At 56.8% G+C, this 19,593-nt stretch carries 18 protein-coding genes; 17 read left to right on the plus strand and 1 reads right to left on the minus strand.

What is annotated here, in order from left to right; all coding sequences use genetic code 11:
* The first annotated feature begins 294 nt into the window (after positions 1 to 294).
* The 9 genes from JFC11_RS15625 to cobJ all read left to right on the plus strand — a co-directional run bounded on the left by JFC11_RS15625 (position 295) and on the right by cobJ (position 12,411).
* Positions 295 to 2,067, plus strand: coding sequence for an AAA family ATPase (locus tag JFC11_RS15625; protein ID WP_198349936.1), 1,773 nt, complete (start codon positions 295 to 297; stop codon positions 2,065 to 2,067).
* Entirely contained in the window at positions 2,064 to 2,657 is a 594-nt protein-coding gene (gene cobO / locus JFC11_RS15630) for a cob(I)yrinic acid a,c-diamide adenosyltransferase (RefSeq protein WP_198349937.1), read from the plus strand. Before JFC11_RS15625 ends, cobO begins: the two co-directional genes overlap by 4 nt.
* Positions 2,657 to 4,027, plus strand: coding sequence for a cobyrinic acid a,c-diamide synthase CobB (locus tag JFC11_RS15635; RefSeq protein ID WP_198349938.1), 1,371 nt, complete (start codon positions 2,657 to 2,659; stop codon positions 4,025 to 4,027). The genes cobO and JFC11_RS15635 overlap by 1 nt, the downstream gene beginning before the upstream one ends.
* Positions 4,014 to 5,135 carry a cobalamin biosynthesis protein CobW gene (gene cobW, locus JFC11_RS15640; RefSeq protein WP_198349939.1) on the plus strand — a complete coding sequence of 374 codons (1,122 nt, stop codon included), beginning with the start codon at positions 4,014 to 4,016 and terminating at the stop codon, positions 5,133 to 5,135. The genes JFC11_RS15635 and cobW overlap by 14 nt, the downstream gene beginning before the upstream one ends.
* Positions 5,135 to 8,974, plus strand: coding sequence for a cobaltochelatase subunit CobN (gene cobN / locus JFC11_RS15645; RefSeq protein WP_198349940.1), 3,840 nt, complete (start codon positions 5,135 to 5,137; stop codon positions 8,972 to 8,974). The genes cobW and cobN overlap by 1 nt, the downstream gene beginning before the upstream one ends.
* A complete protein-coding gene (locus tag JFC11_RS15650; protein WP_198349941.1) occupies positions 8,952 to 10,118 on the plus strand; it encodes a cobalamin biosynthesis protein CobG in 1,167 nt (388 codons plus the stop codon). The genes cobN and JFC11_RS15650 overlap by 23 nt, the downstream gene beginning before the upstream one ends.
* Before the next feature lie 195 nt (positions 10,119 to 10,313).
* A complete protein-coding gene (locus JFC11_RS15655) occupies positions 10,314 to 10,943 on the plus strand; it encodes a precorrin-8X methylmutase (RefSeq protein ID WP_198349942.1) in 630 nt (209 codons plus the stop codon).
* Positions 10,940 to 11,665, plus strand: coding sequence for a precorrin-2 C(20)-methyltransferase (cobI, locus tag JFC11_RS15660; protein WP_198349943.1), 726 nt, complete (start codon positions 10,940 to 10,942; stop codon positions 11,663 to 11,665). Before JFC11_RS15655 ends, cobI begins: the two co-directional genes overlap by 4 nt.
* Positions 11,662 to 12,411, plus strand: coding sequence for a precorrin-3B C(17)-methyltransferase (gene cobJ, locus JFC11_RS15665; protein WP_198349944.1), 750 nt, complete (start codon positions 11,662 to 11,664; stop codon positions 12,409 to 12,411). The genes cobI and cobJ overlap by 4 nt, the downstream gene beginning before the upstream one ends.
* Positions 12,412 to 12,423: 12 nt before the next feature.
* On the opposite strand, the gene JFC11_RS15670 is transcribed toward cobJ, so the two are convergent.
* A complete protein-coding gene (locus tag JFC11_RS15670; protein ID WP_198349945.1) occupies positions 12,424 to 13,161 on the minus strand; it encodes a cobalt-precorrin-6A reductase in 738 nt (245 codons plus the stop codon).
* Here JFC11_RS15670 and cbiE point away from each other — a divergent pair.
* The 8 genes from cbiE to JFC11_RS15710 all read left to right on the plus strand — a co-directional run bounded on the left by cbiE (position 13,160) and on the right by JFC11_RS15710 (position 19,561).
* Positions 13,160 to 14,368, plus strand: a complete 1,209-nt coding sequence (cbiE, locus tag JFC11_RS15675) for a precorrin-6y C5,15-methyltransferase (decarboxylating) subunit CbiE (RefSeq protein WP_198349946.1) — start codon at positions 13,160 to 13,162, stop codon at positions 14,366 to 14,368. The two genes, JFC11_RS15670 and cbiE, sit on opposite strands and share 2 nt — an antisense overlap.
* Positions 14,365 to 14,841, plus strand: a complete 477-nt coding sequence (locus JFC11_RS15680; RefSeq protein WP_232482939.1) for a cobalamin biosynthesis protein — start codon at positions 14,365 to 14,367, stop codon at positions 14,839 to 14,841. Before cbiE ends, JFC11_RS15680 begins: the two co-directional genes overlap by 4 nt.
* Positions 14,842 to 14,918: 77 nt before the next feature.
* A complete protein-coding gene (gene cobM / locus JFC11_RS15685; protein ID WP_198349947.1) occupies positions 14,919 to 15,722 on the plus strand; it encodes a precorrin-4 C(11)-methyltransferase in 804 nt (267 codons plus the stop codon).
* The gene (gene cobF, locus JFC11_RS15690) at positions 15,719 to 16,498 is read left to right on the plus strand and encodes a precorrin-6A synthase (deacetylating) (RefSeq protein ID WP_198349948.1); all 780 of its coding nucleotides are present in this window, start codon (positions 15,719 to 15,721) and stop codon (positions 16,496 to 16,498) included. Before cobM ends, cobF begins: the two co-directional genes overlap by 4 nt.
* 216 nt (positions 16,499 to 16,714) lie before the next feature.
* Positions 16,715 to 17,155 carry a YtoQ family protein gene (locus JFC11_RS15695; protein ID WP_009723617.1) on the plus strand — a complete coding sequence of 147 codons (441 nt, stop codon included), beginning with the start codon at positions 16,715 to 16,717 and terminating at the stop codon, positions 17,153 to 17,155.
* A gap of 595 nt (positions 17,156 to 17,750) precedes the next feature.
* On the plus strand, positions 17,751 to 18,272 hold the full coding sequence (locus tag JFC11_RS15700; RefSeq protein ID WP_198349949.1) for a DarT ssDNA thymidine ADP-ribosyltransferase family protein: 522 nt from the start codon (positions 17,751 to 17,753) through the stop codon (positions 18,270 to 18,272).
* Complete coding sequence (locus JFC11_RS15705) at positions 18,265 to 18,957, plus strand: DarT1-associated NADAR antitoxin family protein (protein ID WP_198349950.1); 693 nt, start codon at positions 18,265 to 18,267, stop codon at positions 18,955 to 18,957. The genes JFC11_RS15700 and JFC11_RS15705 overlap by 8 nt, the downstream gene beginning before the upstream one ends.
* A gap of 109 nt (positions 18,958 to 19,066) precedes the next feature.
* Positions 19,067 to 19,561 (plus strand): hypothetical protein, encoded by a 495-nt coding sequence (locus JFC11_RS15710; RefSeq protein WP_198349951.1) that lies wholly within the window; start codon positions 19,067 to 19,069, stop codon positions 19,559 to 19,561.
* Positions 19,562 to 19,593: the final 32 nt, after the last annotated feature.

Consider the following 19,593-nt stretch of genomic DNA (forward strand, 5'->3'; position numbering starts at 1 on the left):
TTGACATTAAATCCATTTTTTTCATTACGATAAGACAAACCAAATCTTCTGTGACTTGGTACTCTTAAATGTCATATCAATTTGGCCTAGTATCGAAATTAGGCCTGTCTTACCGTGTACTAATAGGGACTGTCTTCTAGGGTATGCTTGGCACTAAGCTGGCTTCAAAGCCGCGCCTTCCTCTATACTGCAACGCTTTATTTCATCGCTTCCTTATGAATGGTTTTATCATTACTTACCAAGTCATCATGAATCAAGTTCAAGCTTCGGGCATGCTCTGCATGGGAGGTTCGGTTGAGTGACTTTCCCTTTGTAGGTGTTGTCGGCCAGGAAGCGCTGAAAACCGCCTTGCTGCTGAATGCGATTAATCCGCGCATTGGCGGTGTGCTGATCAGCGGCCCTCGGGGCAGTGCGAAATCCACCCTGGCGCGGGCACTGGCGGCGGTTTTGCCTAACGACACCAATGGCAAAAAGCCACCCTTTGTTACCTTACCCCTCGGCGCCAGCGAAGACCGGCTAGTGGGAAGTCTAGATTTGCAAAAGGTGCTAGCCGAGCAGCAAGCCACTTTTCATGAAGGGCTCCTCGCCAAAGCCCACGGCGGGGTGATGTATGTCGATGAAGTTAATCTGCTGCCGGATATGCTGGTTGACCTGCTGCTAGACGTGGCCGCTAGCGGGATCAATATCGTTGAGCGTGATGGTATCAGCCACTCACACTCGGCGCGTTTTAGTTTGATTGGCACCATGAACCCTGATGAGGGCGAGCTGCGCCCGCAGCTGCTCGACCGTTTTGGGCTCTGTATTGAACAGGCTGACCGCGTCAGCGTTAAACAGCGCATTGCTATTGTTCAGCAGCGCGAAGCCTTTGACCACGACCCCCAAGCTTATATACAACAGTTTGCGGTAGAGCAAGCAGCGCTGACTCAGCAGGTTCACCATGCCCAACAGGCACTAGTGTCAGTGACCAGCGAAGGCTGGGTGTACGAGACCATTGCTGCGCGCTGCGAAGCCGCCGGCGTTGAAGGACTGCGGGCCGATGTTACCTGGCACCGAGCAGCCCAGGCTCATGCAGCCTGGCGGGGGGCGGAAAGCGTCTGCCAAGTAGATATCGATACAGTGGCGCCCTGGGTGCTGGCACATCGTCGAACCCAGCCGCCAGAGCAACATCCGCCGTCCTCCCCGCCTAATCAAACGCCTTCAAATGGGGAGGGCGGATCGTCGTCAGCTAATAACGCGCCCACCGGCGGATCATCCCACCAAAATGGTGAGCAGGGCCAGTGGGGCGCTATGCCGCCTGTAGCGCAGGAGTCCATTAACCAGCCAGCGGTTAACCTGCCTGAGAGCGATATCTTTTCCCCGCGTGCGCAACGTGCCGATACAGCGGCTAGCACAGGCAAAGGAAGTGTCTCCGGTCGAGGGCGCTCTCAGGTAATGACCTCGCGGCTAGACGGGTTCGCGACGCTGATTGCCAATCGTGGCCAGTGGCCTTGGCGGCAGTTAAAAATGCGCAAATCTCGGGCGGGGCAGGCGATAGCCCATCTGGTGCTGCTGGATACCTCCGGCTCCACCCTGGGGCAGCGCTTATTAGGCCAAGCCAAAGGGCTGGTTGAGTCACTGGTCACCCAAGCCTACGCCGCGCGGGAGCAGGTCGCGGTGCTGGGGTTTGGTAATGGTGGCGTGGTGTCGATACTCTCACGTCGCCGTGCTCCCAAAAACGCGCGGGGCACGCTTGACAGTGCCAAGGGCGGCGGGGGCACCCCGCTGCGGGAAGCGATTATTGAAGCCAAACGGCTAATTCAACAGTGGCAACGCCGCGAGCCTGGCTTACAAGTACGTACTTATTTGATTACCGATGGCCGCACACGGGAATCTGTTGACGACCTCGCCCCGCTAGGTGACTGCCTGCTGATCGATACCGAGCAATCGAGAGTTAAACGCGGGCAGGGCGCACGCATCGCTCAGCAACTGGGCGCCCGTTATTGGCCAGCCTCGTTTGGCAAACCATCTTTGGCACATTCTGTTTTTGCACCTTCTGTTTTTGCACATCAACCTGGGGAAAGCCCATGAGTGACGCTAGCCATTTAAACCGCATGCAGCGCAAAAAAGACGTGGTCGATGAGCGCATTAGCCGCGCCACCGAAGAGCGTGGCGTGCTGATTCTGCTTAAAGGCAACGGCAAGGGCAAAAGCAGCTCGGCCTTTGGCACCATGGCGCGTTCATTAGGGCACGGTCAGCAGTGCGCGGTCATTCAGTTTATTAAAGGCCGCCGCGAAACCGGCGAATACCTGTTCTTTCGCGATCATCCCAAGCTTGATTGGCACATCATGGGCCATGGATTTACCTGGGAAACCCAGAACCGCGAGCGAGACATCGAAGCCGCAGAGGCCGCCTGGGCAGTCGCCAAAGGACTGCTGGAGAACCCCGCTTATCATATGATCGTGCTGGACGAGATGAGCTACATGTTCAAGTACGGCTATCTCGACCCCGAACCAGTGGTGGAAGCGCTCAAACGCCGCCCGGCGCACCAGAACGTGATCATTACCGGGCGCACCATGGCCACGCCGCTACAGGAAATCGCCGATACCATCAGCGTTGTTCAGGATGAGCGCCACGCGTTTCGCGGCGGCGTCAAAGCTCAGGCGGGGATCGAATACTAATGAGCACGCCAACCGCTCGCTGCCCCGCGCTGTTTATCGCTGCCCCGGCTTCTGGCCAGGGTAAAACTACCGTCACGGCGGGCTTGGCGCGGCTGCTGCGTAATCAGGGCAAGGTGGTGCGGGTGTTTAAAACCGGGCCTGATTATCTGGACCCGCAGATATTGGCGCAGGCGTCAGGTCAACCGGTAGATCAGTTAGATTTATGGATGGCAGGCGAAGCCTACTGCCGCCAGCGTTTTTATGACGCCGCCTGCGAAGCGGATTTGATTCTGGTCGAAGGAGCCATGGGGCTGTTTGATGGTGAGCCTTCAAGCGCCGACCTGGCGGCCTTATTTGCTATTCCTATGGCAATTGTCATGGATGTAAAAGGCATGGCGCAGACCGCTGCCGCACTGGTGTCAGGGCTTGCCAGCTTTCGTGATGATATTCATATCGCTGGATTAGTCGCCAATGCCTGCGGCTCGCAGCGCCATCGCGAGCTGATCGAATCAGCGCTGCCGTCGGCGATTCCTTTGCTGGCCGCTGTGCCACGAGACCCTGATTTAGCGCTTCCCGAACGCCATCTTGGGCTGGTGCAAGCTGCGGAGATTCGCGAGGATTTGGAAGCACGCTTTGAAGCGGGTGCCCGAGCGCTGGAAGCGGCTGGGCTGCTGGAAGCGCTTGCAGCACTGCCACCGGTGACCTTTGCCGCTCCGCAAGAGCAGCTTGCGGCCGTTAAGCCTGTACTTAAAGGCCGCACTATTGGCGTAGCCCGTGACGCCGCCTTTAGCTTTATCTATCAGGCCAATCTCGATCTGCTGGAGCAGATGGGTGCAACGCTGCGCTTTTTCTCACCGCTGACGGATAGTTGTCTGCCGCAATGCGATGCGCTGTGGTTGCCGGGAGGCTACCCGGAACTTCATGCCCTGCAACTGGCGAATAACAGCGCCATGCGTTCGGCCATTGAGGCTTTCTATCGCGCCGATAAGCCCATTCTGGCTGAGTGTGGCGGCCTGCTGTACTGCCTGGAAACCCTGACCGACTACGACGATATCACCCATCCCATGCTCGGCTTGCTGCCAGGGCAGGGGGCGATGCGCGGTCGGCGTGGCTGCCAGGGGATGCAAACTGCCGAATTGCCGGAAGGCCCGGTTCGCGGCCATGCGCACCACCGCTCTATGGCAGAAGGCACTCCCGAGCCGATTGGCCACGGCCGCCGTCAGCGGCACCCCGCGCCGGGGGAGGCGATCTACCGTCAAAAGCGCCTGACGGCGACCTATTTACATCTGTTTTTCCCCAACAATCCTGACGCTGTGGCGAGGCTTTTTTCTGCCAGCCCGGCGCACTGCGAACTGCAGCACAGCGAGGCATTTACCCATGCAGCCCAATAAAGTACAGCTGAATAAGATTCCCGCCACGGTCGTCACCGGTTTTCTCGGCAGCGGCAAAACCACGCTGCTGGCCAATATTCTGCGTCAGGTCACCGGCAAGCGGATCGCCGTGATCGTCAATGAGTTCGGCGAGCAGGATATTGATTCCAGCCTCTTGCGCAGCTGTGCGCTGGGGTGTGAAGAGGGTAGCGAAGGCGGGCAACTAGACGGGGAAGATGGCAGCATCTATGAGCTGGCCAATGGCTGTATCTGCTGCACCGTGGAAGAAGAGTTCCTACCGGTGATGAAAAAGTTGGTTGCTCGCCGCAATGATATCGACCACATTCTGATCGAAACCAGCGGTCTGGCACTGCCTAAGCCGCTGGTGCAGGCGTTTAACTGGCCTGACGTGCGTCAGCACTGCACCGTCGATGCGATTATTACCGTGATTGATGGCCCAGCGGTAGCCGCCGGCCGTTATGCTAGCGATGTGGATAAGGTCGAAGCCCAACGCCGCGCTGATGAAAGCTTGGATCACGACCCCAGCCTGCGCGAGCTACTGGATGACCAGCTAAGCGCGGCAGATCTGGTGCTGGTCAGCAAGGCGGACCTGCTTAGCCCGGAAGAGCGCACGCAGGTTGAAGCGGTGATTCAGTCGCGGGTGAGCGAATCGGTAAAAACGCTGTTTATCGATCAGACCCAGACCACCGACACTGCCCAGTTGGAAGCGCTGATGGGCATTGGTGCGGCCAGCGAAGAGCATATTGATAGCATCACCAATCACCACGATAAGCACCACGCTGAAGGCGCGCACCACGACCACGCTCACGATAACTTTGATTCCTGCGTGATTACCCTGGGTGAAGTGTATGGCGACGCCCTGGCCAGCAAGCTGCAGCAGCTGTTGAACAGCCACGAGATCTACCGCGCCAAAGGCTTTGCGGCGATTCCAGGCAAACCCATGCGCCGAGTTATTCAGGCGGTTGGCGAGCGTTTGGAAGGTTACTTCGATCGGCTCTGGACCCAAGACGAGACGCGCCAGACCCAACTAGTCATTATTGGCAAATCGCTGGATAGCGCCGCGCTGCGTGAAGCGCTAACTGAGGCAGAGGTTCAAACGGCTAGCTAATGCACTTATTTGCCGCCAAGCCCGGGGGCTTTGTCGATGATGAAGGCATTATCGACCTGCAACAGAGCCCCGCCGAGGTCGTGATACTGTCCGCCGCTGATAGTAATCTGTCGGCGCTGGCCCAGGCGGTTGACCGCCTGGGTGAAGCGTACCCCTCGGTACGGCTAGCCAACTGGATGAATTTGGTAAAACCGGCGGCCTATGATCTCTATGAAGATCGGGTGCTGGAAAACGCCCAACTGGTCATCGTTTCACTGCTGGGTGGTAAAGCCTACTGGCAGTACGGCCATGAACGCCTGCTGGCATGGGCGGCGGCGAGGCCCGAGCGCCAGCTGATTTTGGTGCCGGGTTGCGACGCACCAGATGATGCCCTGTTAGAAGATTCCACCATCGCCTTTGATGGCGCTTACCGGGTGTGGCGCTATTTAAGAGAAGGTGGTGTGGATAACGCCGAGCAGTTGCTGCGCTTTATCGCCAGCGAATGTTTATCGCTTTCTCTGGCATGGCAGGAGCCGAAAGTTATTCCGGCCGCGGTGATTTATGCGTCGCAAGACCAGCAGGCGCTAAGCCTTAGCGAGTGGCGCGATCGTCAGATACCAGGGCGGCCAGTGTGCCTGCTGCTGTTTTATCGCAGCCACTTGCAGGGGGCGAATACCGCTGTCCCAGACGGATTGTTGGCAGCGCTGAAAGAAAAAGGGCTAGAGCCGCTAGCGGTTGCTGTGGCGTCCCTGAAAGAGGGGCCATGCATTGATTTTATCAACCATCTGATTGAGCAAACCGGCGCCATGCTGGTGATTAATACCACCAGCTTTGCGGTCAATCGCAACGCCATCGGCCTGGATGCTCTGGGTGAAAAGCTACCCGACAGCCTGTTTGTGGGGCGTCCGGTAGTGCTCCAGGCGATTCTTGCCAGCAGCACCTCGGAAGACTGGCAGGGCATGGCTGCCGGGCTGCATAGCCGCGATGTAGCCATGCAGGTGGTGCTTCCCGAGATGGATGGTCGCATTATCACTCGTGCGGTGGGGTTTAAAGCCGAAGCCCACTATAACCAGCGCTGCCAGCTGGCAGTGACCCACCACGTAATTCATCCAGAACGGGCCGCATTTGTCGCCGAGCTGGCGCGACGCATTTGTTCGCTGCGCTTAACCCCCAATGGGCAGAAGCGTATTGCGCTGATTATGGCTAACTACCCCAATCGCGATGGCCGGATCGGTAACGGGGTCGGGCTGGATACCCCCGCGTCGACGCTGAAGATTCTCAGCGCCCTGAAAGAGGCGGGTTATCCGTTAAGCGAATTGCCGGAAAATGGCGATGCGTTGATCCGCCAACTTCAGGGCGCGGTGACCAACGATCACGGCAGCCTCGACCAGCGCGCCTGCTGGCAGAGTATCAGCGTTGATGATTACCTTGCTTGGTTTAAAACCTTGCCTAGCGAGCTGCAGGAAACCGTATGGACGCGCTGGGGGGCGCCTCACGAAGACCCCAAATGCCGCCAGGGGCGTTTGATGATCGCCGGTATCCGCTTAGGTGAAACCTTTGTGGGGATCCAGCCGGAACGCGACTTTATCGACGATCTCACCCAGTCCTATCACGATATGGAACTGGTGCCACCCCACAGTTATTTGGCGTTTTACTACTGGCTGCGCGAGTACTACCAAGTCGACGCGGTTATCCATGTGGGTAAGCACGGCAACTTAGAGTGGTTGCCGGGTAAAAGCATCGCCTTGAGCGCGGACTGCTGGCCGGATATTGCCCTGGGGCCGCTGCCGCACTTTTATCCGTTTATTGTTAATGACCCTGGCGAGGGTGCCCAAGCCAAGCGCCGCAGTCAGGCGGTGATTATCGACCACCTGATGCCGCCGCTAGCGCGGGCCGAACTCTACGGCGCTATGGCCGAGCTTGAAGCGCTATGTGATGAGTATTACCAAGCGCTGGATATGGATCCGCGCCGGGAAGCGCTGATTCGCAGCCAGATTCTCGCTCACCTGCGTGATACCGGTATCGACCAGGAGCTGGCACACGCCGTCGACGGTTGTGAAAACAGTGCTGATGACGCCGACATTCTCAACGAGCTGGATACCTTTCTGTGCGATATCAAAGAGTCGCAGATTCGTCATGGCTTGCACGTACTCGGCACGCTGCCGCCTGAAGAAAAGCGGGCGGGAACACTGGTGGCGCTGCTACGGCTACCCCGTGGTGAAGCGGTGGCCAGCCGCGGCCTGCTGCACAATCTGGCTAGCGACCTGGGTTTAGACTTTGATCCGTTAGCCGCTGGCAACGAGCCCTGGCAGAAACCTAAACCCGTTGTTCTAAGGGGGCTACTTGATACCCCTTGGCGCACCGGCGCGGATACCCGCGAGCGCCTGGAACTGCTGGCCGAGCGTTGGGTGGCCGACTACGTATTAGCCCCTGGTTGTCTGGAGGAACTGGCCCAAGATTACCCCAATACGGCGGAGCAGCTGCGCTATGCCCGCGACCAGCTATGGGTTGCTATGCAGCGTGGCGTGAAAATGGAGATTCAGTCGCTGCTCGACGGCCTAGAAGGCATTTTTGTGCCTGCTGGCCCTAGCGGCGCGCCCAGCCGAGGGCGGCTTGATACGCTGCCCACCGGGCGTAACTTTTTCAGCGTCGATAACCGCTCGATTCCATCGCCCGCCGCCTGGACGCTGGGGGAAAAATCCGCCCAGGCGTTTGTCGAGCGCTACCTGCAGGATAACGGCGACTATCCGCGCCGTTTGGGGCTTTCGATTTGGGGAACCGCCACCATGCGCACTGGCGGCGATGACATCGCCCAGGCCTTCGCGCTGATGGGCGTGCGCCCTAAGTGGTCGCTGGGCTCCCAGCGGGTGAGTGATTTTGAAGTGATCCCTTCGATGCTGCTTAATCGCCCAAGGGTAGATGTCACGCTGCGGGTATCCGGGTTCTTCCGCGACGCCTTCCCCAATGTGATCCGCCTATTTGATGCCGCCGTGCAGGCGGTGGCCAGTTATGAAGAGCCGGGGAACAGCAACACCATTCGCGAGGCGGTGCTTGCTCGCCAGCAAGCACTGGAAGACCAAGGGCTAAGCCCTGAGATGGCCGCCCAAGAGGCAAGTTACCGTATCTTCGGCAGCAAACCCGGCGAATATGGCGCGGGCTTAAACCGCCTGATAGAAAACCGCTCTTGGGACAGCGCCGACGATTTAGCTGAAGCCTATCTAGATGCGGGTGCCTACGCCTACGGCCAGTTTAAGGCCTCCGGCACTGCTGCGCGGGCGGCGTTTGAACAGCAGCTCCAGGGGCTGGATGCGGTGATGCAAAACCAGGATAACCGCGAGCACGATATTCTTGATTCCAACAGCTATTACGCTTTTCAGGGCGGTATGGCCAACGCCTCGCGCTCGCTAAGCGGAAAAGCACCGACCATTTATCACGCCGACCACGCCAATCCCGCGGTGCCCAAGATTCGTACCTTGAAAGAGGAGCTGGCGAGGGTGATTCGCTCGCGCGTGTTGAACCCCAAGTGGATCAATGCCATGCGCGAGCACGGCTATAAAGGCGCCTTTGAAATGGCTGCCACGGTGGACTATCTGTTTGCTTACGATGCCACAACTGATCTAGTCGCCGACTACCAGTACGCCCAGGTGAGTGACGCCCTAGTGCTCGACGCCGCTAATCAGCAGTTCCTGCGTGAGCACAACCCCGCAGCCTTAGAAGAGATGGCGGAACGCTTACTCGAAGCCGCCCAGCGAGGCATGTGGCAAGCCCCCGGCGAACATGGCCAGGCGCTACAAGACCTGCTGCTGGACATGGATGAAGCCAAAGAGACGGGGCATTATGACCACCAGCCCGCGCATTAAAGGTTGGTGCCCCGGCGCGTGGCGGCCCATGGCCACCGGCGATGGCCTGTTGGTGCGTGTACGCCCACCGCTGGGCCAGTTTTCACGGCAGCAGGTAGTGGCACTGTGCGAAGCCGCCGAGACTTTCGGTAGTGGTTTAATCGAGCTAACCAGCCGAGCCAATATTCAACTACGTGGTGTGAGCGAGGCCAGCTGGCCACCGCTGATGAGCTTTTTGGTTGAGCATCAGTTGGTGAACGACGACCCGCAAGCAGAACGCCAGCCACAGCTGATGCTGGCACCTGCTTGGCAAGAGGGCGATGACACTCATACTATTGCCCGCCTGTTGCAAACGCGGGGCAGCGAATTAGCGCCCATGCCCGGCAAAATCGGCATTGCGATTGATGCGGGAAAAGCCCCGGTGCTGTGCGATAGCGCCGCTGATTTTCGTATTGAGCGCTCGACAGAAAGCGGTTTGATTGTACGCGCCGATGGCTATGAGTGTGGCACGGCGGTGAACGAGCCCGAAGCCGCCGTTGAGCAGTTAATACGCCTGACCCACTGGTTTGTGGATAGCGGTGGCTGGGACTCTGGGCGCATGCGGCGGCACACGGCGCCGCTGCCCGATTGGGCAACCGCTGATACTGCCCCCGCATCCCCTGGCGAGAAGCTGGCGCTGGGCAAACATAGCAACGGTATGGTGGTGGGGCTGCCTTTTGGCCGGGTAGCGGCTAATACGCTGCGCGAGGCTGTCTCTCCGGCAAGTGGTTCTCTAACAAATATCAGCGCTGTGCAGGTCACGCCCTGGCGGCGCTTATTGTTGAAGGATTGCGATACACTACCCGCGGTTGATGGCTTAATCCGTCATAATAGCGACCCGCGGTTAGCGATGGACGCCTGCCCCGGTGCGCCATACTGCGAACAGGCGAGTGTTGCCACCCAGCCGCTTGCCGAACGGCTAAGTGGCTGGGTGGCAACAACCGTACATATATCTGGGTGCGCCAAAGGCTGCGCCCGCCAACGGCCAGCAGCGCTGTGCCTAACCGGCCGCGAAGGGCGCTTTGACGTGATTGTTAACGGTCGCGCCGATAGCGCACCGGTTAAGTCAGGCCTTACTGAGAGTGAGGCGTTGGATGTTATTAAAAAGCTCAGCGAAAGCCGTTAGGTTTATCGAGATTAAAAAAATAGTAGCTTATATGCTGGATAGCTGAGTGCCAGGGCAGGTTGTAGTGAGGGTCTTTCGACATGGATGTCGAAAGTAGCGCCCATGGATGGGTTCACAGCGCCCTCGCGGAAACCTGCCCTAGCACGGATGCCTTGCAGAACAGTAACTGCGAATTAGTTTATTTGGAGAGTTTGGGTGCCTCACGTTTATGAAACACACGGACCGGCGATTTACCGGCAGTCGTTTGCGATTATTCGCAATGAAGCTGAGCTTGATCGCTTTTCAGCGGAAGAAGAAACGGTTGCGGTACGCATGATTCACGCCGCCGGGCTGGTGGAGCTGGCGGCGCATATTCATTTTCAGAATGACGTGGTCAATCGAGCGCGTTCAGCGTTAGAGCAGGGCGCACCGATTCTTTGCGATGCTCGGATGGTCTCCGAAGGCATTACCCGCAAACGGCTGCCCGCTAATAACGACATCATCTGCACTCTTAACGATGAGCGCACCCCTGGCCTTGCCCAGGAAATGGCCAATACCCGTTCAGCGGCAGCGCTGGAACTGTGGCGGCCACACCTGGAAGGCGCGGTCGTCGCCATTGGCAACGCGCCCACCGCGCTGTTTCACCTGCTTAATATGCTCGAAGACCCAGAATGCCCGCGCCCGGCGGCCATTATTGGCTGCCCGGTCGGCTTTGTTGGCGCAGCGGAATCCAAAGAAGCGCTGTTGGCTAGTCCCGCGCTGCCCAGCTGTATCGTGCGTGGCCGCCTGGGTGGTAGCGCCGTCACGGTAGCGGCCATCAACGCCATGGCGGATCGTATCGAATGACCCAAGGAACCATTTACGGGGTTGGCTTAGGGCCCGGCAGCCAAGACCTAATGAGCGTGCGTGCCGACCGCTTGATCCGTGGTGCCAGCCATGTGGCCTATTTTCGCAAGCAGGGCCGCAGCGGGCATGCGCGTACCATTGTGGAAGGACTGATCGCTCCCGGCGCAACCGAGTTGCCCATGGAGTATCCGGTTACCACGGAAATTCCGTTTGATGACCCTCGCTACAATGAACTGCTGTCGGCCTTTTACGAACGCAGCGTGACCCAACTGATCGAGATGGCGGAAGCGGGGTGTGATGTCGTGGTGCTGTGTGAAGGCGACCCATTTTTCTATGGCTCCTTTATGCACCTCTACACGCGGCTGCTGAATCGCGTGCCGGTCTCGGTGGTGCCAGGTATTACCGGCATGTCGGCGGCTTGGACGGCCACCGCGCAGCCAATTACCTGGGGCGATGACATTATGACGGTGCTGATGGCCACGCTGCCGGAAGAGACGCTGGCCGAGCGCATCGCCCAAACCGATGCACTGGTGGTGATGAAAATTGGCCGCAACCTGGCCAAACTTCGCAGAGCGCTGGCGCATGCTGGCCGTGAAGGCGAGGCGTGGCTGATCGAGTACGCCGCTATGACCCAGCAGCGTGTGCTGCCACTGAGCGAGGTTGGCGAAAGCGTGCCGTACTTCTCGATTGTGCTGATTCATGGCAACGGGAGGCGGCCATGAGCGGTTGGCTGAAAATCGTCGGCCTCGGGCCGGGTGCCGACGCCATGATTACCCCGGAGGTTTCGGCTGCGCTACTCGAAGCCACCGATGTAGTGGGCTATGTGCCCTACGTTAATCGCGTGGCACCTAGGGCTGGATTAGTCCGCCATGGCTCTGATAACCGCGAAGAGATTCGCCGGGCGGAGCAGGCGCTACAGCTGGCGCTTGAGGGTCATCGGGTAGTGGTTGTCTCCTCTGGCGACCCTGGCGTATTCGCCATGGCCGCTGCGGTATTCGAAGCCTTGGAGGCGGGCGATGCCCAGTGGCGCACGCTGGATATTCAGGTACTGCCGGGCATTTCTGCCATGCTGGCCGCCAGCGCAAGCGTCGGCGCACCGCTGGGGCACGACTTCTGCTGCATTAATCTATCCGACAACCTCAAACCCTGGGCGCTGATTGAAAAGCGCCTGCGTTTGGCCGCCGAGGCCGACTTCGCCATGGCGTTTTACAACCCGCGCTCCAAGGCACGGCCAGCGGGGTTTGAACGAACGCTAGAGGTACTGCGCGAAGCCTGCGGGCCAGATCGATTGATAATCTTCGCCCGCGCGGTTTCGACCTCGGAAGAAGCAATTCGCGTTACCACACTAGAGCAAGCGACGCCGGATATGGCGGATATGCGCACGCTGGTCATCGTTGGTTCCCAGCAAACCCGTTTGATTGAACGCAGTGGCGTGCCGCTGGTTTATACGCCGCGCTCGGCTGATTAAGCGTTGTGATGATTAATAGTGGTCACTAAGCCAGCTAAATACGTCATCGATACGATGAACTTCATGGCGTGGCGGCAGTGCTGGCCGCTCGATCATCACGATGGGTAGGCCGAGCCTTCTTGCCGCGCTGAGTTTCGACGACGCACCTTCGCCGCCAGCGTTTTTACACACGATGCGCTGGATCCGCTGATTTTTCAGCAGGGCGAGATCGCCTTCTAAGGTAAATGGGCCTCTATCAATCACAGCGCTGATATCCGGCAGTGGCAATGGGCTGGTCGGTGGATCAACTAAGCGCAGCACATAATGGTGCTGAGGCTGGTCGGCAAAGGCGCTAAGGTGAATTCGCCCAATCGCAAGCAGCACCCGTTGGGGCGGGCCAGCCAAGGCGTTAACTGCCTCATCAATACTTGCCACGCTTTGCCATTGGTCGCCGGTAACAGGCTGCCAGGCAGGCCGGGTAAAAGCGGTGGCCTTTACACCGCACTGTGCCGCCGCGGCTAATACGTTGCTGCTCATTTGTGCGGCAAACGGGTGGGTGGCATCAACAATATGGGTAATGCGCTCCTGGGCTAAAAAGGCGACCAGCCCATTAACGCCGCCAAAGCCGCCAATGCGGGTCGGCAGTGGCTGGGGTTTAGGCGTGTTAACGCGCCCTGCATAGCTAAAAATGGCTGGAATGCCACGCTTGGCAACAGCGTTGGCCAGGGCGCTGGCCTCGCTGGTTCCCCCGAGAATTAGGATTTTGATCATGGCTGAGGTTAACAACGCTCCCTGGCTTACCCTTTTAGGCTGGGGAGAGGGTGGCACACAGGGGCTGACAGCGGCAAGCCGACAGGCATTGGAAAGTGCCGAGGTAGTGTTCGGCGCACGCCGCCACCTGCGCCTTTTACCGCCGCTAAACGCCGAGGTAATTGAGTGGCCAGTGCCCTTTGCCGATGGCATTGCTAAGCTGCTAAACCAGCGCGGCCGCCGGGTGGTGATGCTGGTCTCAAACGACCCGTTTTGGTTTGGGGCGGGTACTACATTAGCGCAGCATTTCAGTGCAAACGAGTGGCAGGCACTGCCAGCCCCTTCCACCTTTAGCCTGGCGGCTGCACGTTTGGGCTGGCCGTTGGAGCGTTGCACTTGCCTGGGTTTGCACGCTAAACCGCTAACGCGCATTCGGCCTTACCTGCATGTTGGTAGGCGTTTGCTGGTGTTGATAAGAGACGGCGCGGCGGTGACCGAGCTGGCGGCGCTGGTAAATAGGCTTGGCTTTGGAGATACCCAGCTAACACTGCTGGAATCTTTGGGCAGCGATAACGAGCGTATTCGCCATTGCCGTAGCGACGCCAGCTTGCCCGACGACATTGCCCATCCGGTGGCGGTAGCGCTGGAAGTTGCCGGTAACGGCCCCGCCTTGCCGCTGACGCCCGGCCTACCGGATCATTTTTTTGACCACGACGGCCAGATTACCAAGCAGACCATTCGCGCCATTACCCTGGCGGCCCTTGCCCCCATGCCCGGCGAGCGGCTGTGGGATATTGGCACCGGCTCAGGCTCCGTTGCCATTGAGTGGCTGCTCGCCCATACGGATAATCAGGCAGTGGGCTTTGAGCAAAACGCTGAACGGGCGGCACGAGCGCGCAGCAATGCAAACAACCTGGGCGTTGACTGGCTAGAAGTAAAACAGGGCCGCGCGCCTGAGGTACTCAACGATACGACGCTGCCCGATGCGGTATTTATCGGCGGTGGGTTATCCCAAGCGCTGTTAGACGACTTATGGCAGCGCCTGCCCATGGGCGTGCGTATCGTTGCCAATGCCGTCACTCTGGAATCCGAAGCGCTGCTGGCGCACTGGCACCAGCAGGTAGGCGGCGAACTGCTGCGTTTAGAGCTTGCCAACGCTGCCCCCATCGGCACACGGCGGGGCTGGAAAGCCAACTACCCGATTGTTCAGTGGCGGGGCGTTCGATGAAGCCATCGACATTGAGAATCGCAGGGTTTGGCTTTCGCAGTGAAGCCACGCTTGAATCGCTTATTCAAGCGTTAGATCAACTTATTGACCAGTACGGTTCTGTCTACAAGTACGGCCTTATCAACCGGCTGGCGGCGGCGCGTTCTATGTTGCCGTTGGTAGAAGAGCTAGGCCGACTGCGCAATATTGAAGTCATCGCCGTAGCGGATGCCGAGCTATCAACAGTGACAACGCTTACCCATTCAACACACAGTTTGCAGGCGCGCGGCACAGGCAGCGTTGCCGAGGCCGTGGCGCTCTTAGCGGCAGGCCCAGGGGCAACGCTGCTAGGGCCTCGGATCATCTCAGCGGATAGACAGGCTACCGCCGCACTGGCGTTAGGCTTTGCACGAAAACTGCCTGCGCTCGACAATACGGCGTTAAAAATCGCCTCGTGCGCGAGTCCGATCAAAATATTCATTTACACCACGTAAACTCCGTTTTTTCGTTGATTTTTGCCTTGTCTAGTCTTCGCTCGCCGACTTTTCGTACAAAGCCTAGGAATTAGTTAATGACCGTACACTTCATTGGCGCGGGCCCCGGCGCGCCGGATCTGCTTACTCTGCGCGGGCGGGATTTAATCGCCGCCTGCCCGGTGTGCCTGTATGCGGGCTCTTTAGTGCCGGAGCAGATTCTGGAACACTGCCCGGCGGGGGCAAGGGTGATCAACACCGCGCCGCTCTCGCTGGATGAGATTATGCAGGAGATCAGCCGCGCCCACGCTGAAGGCCTGGATGTGGCCCGCCTGCATTCGGGGGATCTCTCGGTATGGTCGGCCATGGGCGAGCAACTGCGTCGCCTGCGCGAGCTGAATATCCCCTACAGCATTACTCCCGGCGTGCCATCCTTTGCGGCAGCGGCGGCAACCTTGGGTCAGGAGCTGACGCTACCCGGCGTGGCTCAGTCGGTGGTGCTCACCCGCACGCCGGGTCGTGCCAGTGCCATGCCCAGTAACGAGACGCTTGCCAATTTCGCCCGCACCGGCGCCACGCTGGCCATCCATCTCTCGATCCATAATCTTTCCCAGGTAGTCGAAAGCCTGACGCCTTACTACGGCGCGCAGTGCCCGGTGGCGATTGTGTGGCGAGCAAGCTGGCCCGATGAGCAAGTGGTGCGTGGGCGGTTAGCGACTATAGAAGGGCTGATCGATGATTCCATGCAGCGCACCGCATTGATCCTGGTGGGACCAGTGCTTGAAAGCGATGACTTCCAGGAGAGCAGCCTCTACGCGGTAGGCTACGACCGCCGCTTTCGCCCCCAATCAGCGGATTCGCCTTTTGCCACGGCAAGCCAAGACCAAGAGAGCGACTCATGATCACGCTATCACTAATAGGCATTGGCACCGGCAACCTTGATCACGTCACCCTGGCCGCCGTGCGCGCCCTCAATAGCGCCGACTTGATTCTTTTGCCCCGCAAAGGCGAGGCTAAGTCGGATCTAATCGACCTACGCCGCTTACTCTGCGAACGGCTGCTGGAAGCGCCGGTGACCACCAAAATCGTCGAGTTCGATCTCCCCAGCCGTGATAGCCGTAATGATCACTTAAGTTATAACTACTTGGGCGCGGTAGACGACTGGCACGCTGCCATCGCCAGCGTTTGGGCGCAGTTGATGGATGAACATCTCCCCAACGGCGGGCGGGTCGGCATGTTAGTGTGGGGCGACCCCTCGCTTTACGACAGCAGCCTGCGTATTAGCGAGCGGCTAAGCGCTGCGGGTCAGCAGGTGGATGTAGAGGTCGTGCCTGGCATCACCAGCCTGCAGGTGCTTACCGCTGAACATAAAATTCCTCTCAATGCGCTCGCCGAGCCAGTACAAATCACCACCGGCCGCCGCCTACGCGAGCGCGGCTGGCCAAATGATGCCGCTACAGTAGCGGTGATGCTGGATAGCGGCGGGGCGTTTACCACGCTGCCGTTTGAGGACACCTACATCTGGTGGGGTGCCTACCTGGGCATGGATAAACAGTGCTTAATCAAAGGCTGGCTAAGCGAGGTCAGCGACCAAATCATCCAACGCCGCGCAGAACTACGCGACACACACGGCTGGATTATGGATATTTACCTGCTCGCCAAAAAGCCGGAAATGTGATCTAGCTATTAATATGGAATGTTTTTCCATAAACTAGTTCTAGACTATGGCACTAGGCATGCTTAAAAAGTCAGCGAGCGAAGGCCAGGCTAGGCAAAAATCAACGAAAAGGCGGAGTTTACGGGTTGTAAATGAGTACTTTGATCGGACTCGCGCACGAGGTGATTTTTAACAAAGCATGGCCGAGCGCAGCTAGTTTTTAATAAGGAGAGCATTATGAGCTTTTACGTTTACTTATCTGGCGAAATCCACACCGATTGGCGCGAAGAGATTCAGCGCGGCGCTGATGCAGCGGGCCTGGATATCGTCTTCACCGCACCGGTCACCGACCACGACGCCAGTGACGCCGCTGGTGATCACCTGGGCAAGCCGGAAAATGGCTTCTGGCGCGACCATCAGTCCTCCAAGGTCAACGCCATCCGCACCCGCACCATGATCGAGCAAGCGGATCTGGTGGTTGTGCGCTTCGGCGACAAGTACAAACAGTGGAACGCCGCCTTTGATGCAGGCTACTGCGCCGCACTCGCCAAGCCCTACATCACCCTGCACAGCGAAGACATCGTCCACCCGCTGAAAGAAGTTGACGCCCAAGCCCAAGCCTGGTGCACCACCACCGACCAGGTGGTTGAAACCCTACGTTACGTCCTAAAAGCCTAAACCTTAACGCCTCCTGCAACACCGTCACTACAAGTAGTGGTGTTGTAGGAGGGCGCTTTAGCGCGCGATGATCACGCCCCATAAACAACCTCGCCGCTGAATCGATACTCTGCTTGGTGTTGTAGGAGGGCGCTTCAGCTCGCGAAGATCCAGCCACATAAACAACCCCACCTCTGAATCGATACTCTGCTCTAGTATTGTAGGAGGGAGCTTCAGCTCGCGAAGATCCCGCCACATAAGCAATCTAGCCACCCCGTAGCGCGGCGTAACGCTTGGCGAGGAACGAGCCAAAAGGCACCCGCGAAGACAGCTGCCCAAAGCCTGCTCCAGCTCAATTCTTCTTCAAAGCCACGTGACCTAAGCCAAATTTATCAATAAAGTATGATTAAATCGTAAAAACGAGCCGACACGCGAATTTTGAATATGTTGCCATGCGAGATAAATAAAACTATAAAAACAGTGGCTTATGATTTTTTGGAACGACTAGATAACACCAATTAACGTGCTGATATGTTCAAGGGTGCTATGCAGCAGGCTGTATAATCACTGTTAGCGCAAATAAATCTCGTTCAAAATTAATCATGGAAGTTAGAGAATGAAAGAGATTATCGATAAATACAAATTTGACGGCATCTGGCACTTCACGGACAAATCGAATTTGGGCTCAATCAAAAAACATGAAGGGCTTTTATCAGTTGCACAGGCGCAAGAGAAAAACATCGCTGTTCCCAAGCCGGGCGGGAATGAATGGAGTCACGACGCTGATCGCTTGAAAGGAGTCCACCAATACGTGCATTTAGCGTTCTTGGATGACCATCCTATGCTTTATTTTGCAAAAAATGATGGGCGTATCAATGAACCGGTATGGCTGAAAATTGATGCATCTGTCCTATTAGATCCGAACGTTAGGTTTACATGCGACGTGTCTAACAAGGCTGGGGTTGAGATTCTCACACCCTCAGAGGCTGTTGATGCAATCGATTTCGAGGTATTGTTCACCTATCTGGATTGGAAAGATCCAGAAATCCAAGCTCGTCGTCGTGTCGCCATTAAGTCTGAGATACTGATTCCCGACTTTGTGCCAATTGAGAAAATTTTGGAATGCAAAAATGGCTAGCCGCCCTGTCTTTGTAGCACTCGGTGATCCGCAGCACCTAGTTCAGGAAATCTCGATCGATTTCCCTTGGAGCCCAGGGTTTGCTCCAGTACAAAAGAAGAAGAACGTTTCAGCGCTCCATGAGGCAGCGAGAAAAAAGGGTCTTTATCCAATTCTAGAGGTGTCGACAAAGTCCGAGGCTAAGTTAGGTCAAAGACTGAGTGCCTTTAATTTAAAGATTGAAACCGAAGTTGGTGCTATCAGCATCGAGTCAGCTTTTCAGGGTAGTAAAGTTTTTAAGAATGGTGGGCCCTATACAGATATCTACAAAATGGATAGCCGTTCAGCCAAAAGGGATGAGCGCCTTAAAAACTCAGGTCCGCTGACAGGATTTGATTATTTTGGCCAAAAATGGCCTCTTATTCCAAAAACAGCTTTCTATGATTGGCTTTATCTCACGGCCCTTGAGCCTCATCAAGAGTTCTTGAAGCGCCTTTATTCCTATGCAGCATTCAGTGATATCGAATTTAATCCAGATAAGTCAATAAATTGTCAAGCCAGAACATGTGCTCTCATGGTATCTCTAATTAAACTGGGCTCTCTGAACCTTGCATTAAGATCACAAAGCGACTTCATAGCAATGGTCGCGTCTGACTCTTTTAATCAGGCCCACTCAGCAGATTTACTACAACGGCAGTTACTCTGAAAGCGCTAACAAGGCCAGTCACGCGACGCCTACTACATTGCGGCTTCGCCTCCATTCCGTAGCCGCGCATGCTGGCTGGCGTTAGAGCACCAATTGAATAGGAATATGGATGAAAGCATTTGGAATTGGCTGTCTGCACTTTTCCTTTAAAGGCGGGGCAGATAAAGAAATTACGGTCCAAGAGTATATTGACGAAGTAAAGGCTTCTTTAGAAAAGCTCTCTACAGTTAGTGATGTAGAAATCTACTTCGATGAAGATATAAAAGACGAAAAGATCAATATATCCGTAAGCACCCACATGAATGATGGCGACCCTTGTCATCCTCACATCCCATTTTTTGAGCTTTCGTTTAGCCTTTATCTACCTAAAAGAGTTCAAAGTGAGGTAATTAATAGGGAGCAAGATTATCTAAATACTGACACTGAGAACTTCCAGGTAATATTTAAGCATGATTGGCATGGGCCTTTTAGTGTTGTGGAGTCCGTAGGAGCTGGCAGCGAAGCCTCTCCTTCTACCGCGATCCAAATAATCAGGAAATACCTTAAAAAGGAAATTGATAATGTCAGTGATATTCTACAACTTGAATCGCCCCAGGTTTCATAGACACCTCCAGGCCCTATACTAAAGGTATCTAG

The organism is Vreelandella alkaliphila, assembly GCF_016107625.1.
Taxonomy (GTDB): domain Bacteria; phylum Pseudomonadota; class Gammaproteobacteria; order Pseudomonadales; family Halomonadaceae; genus Vreelandella; species Vreelandella alkaliphila.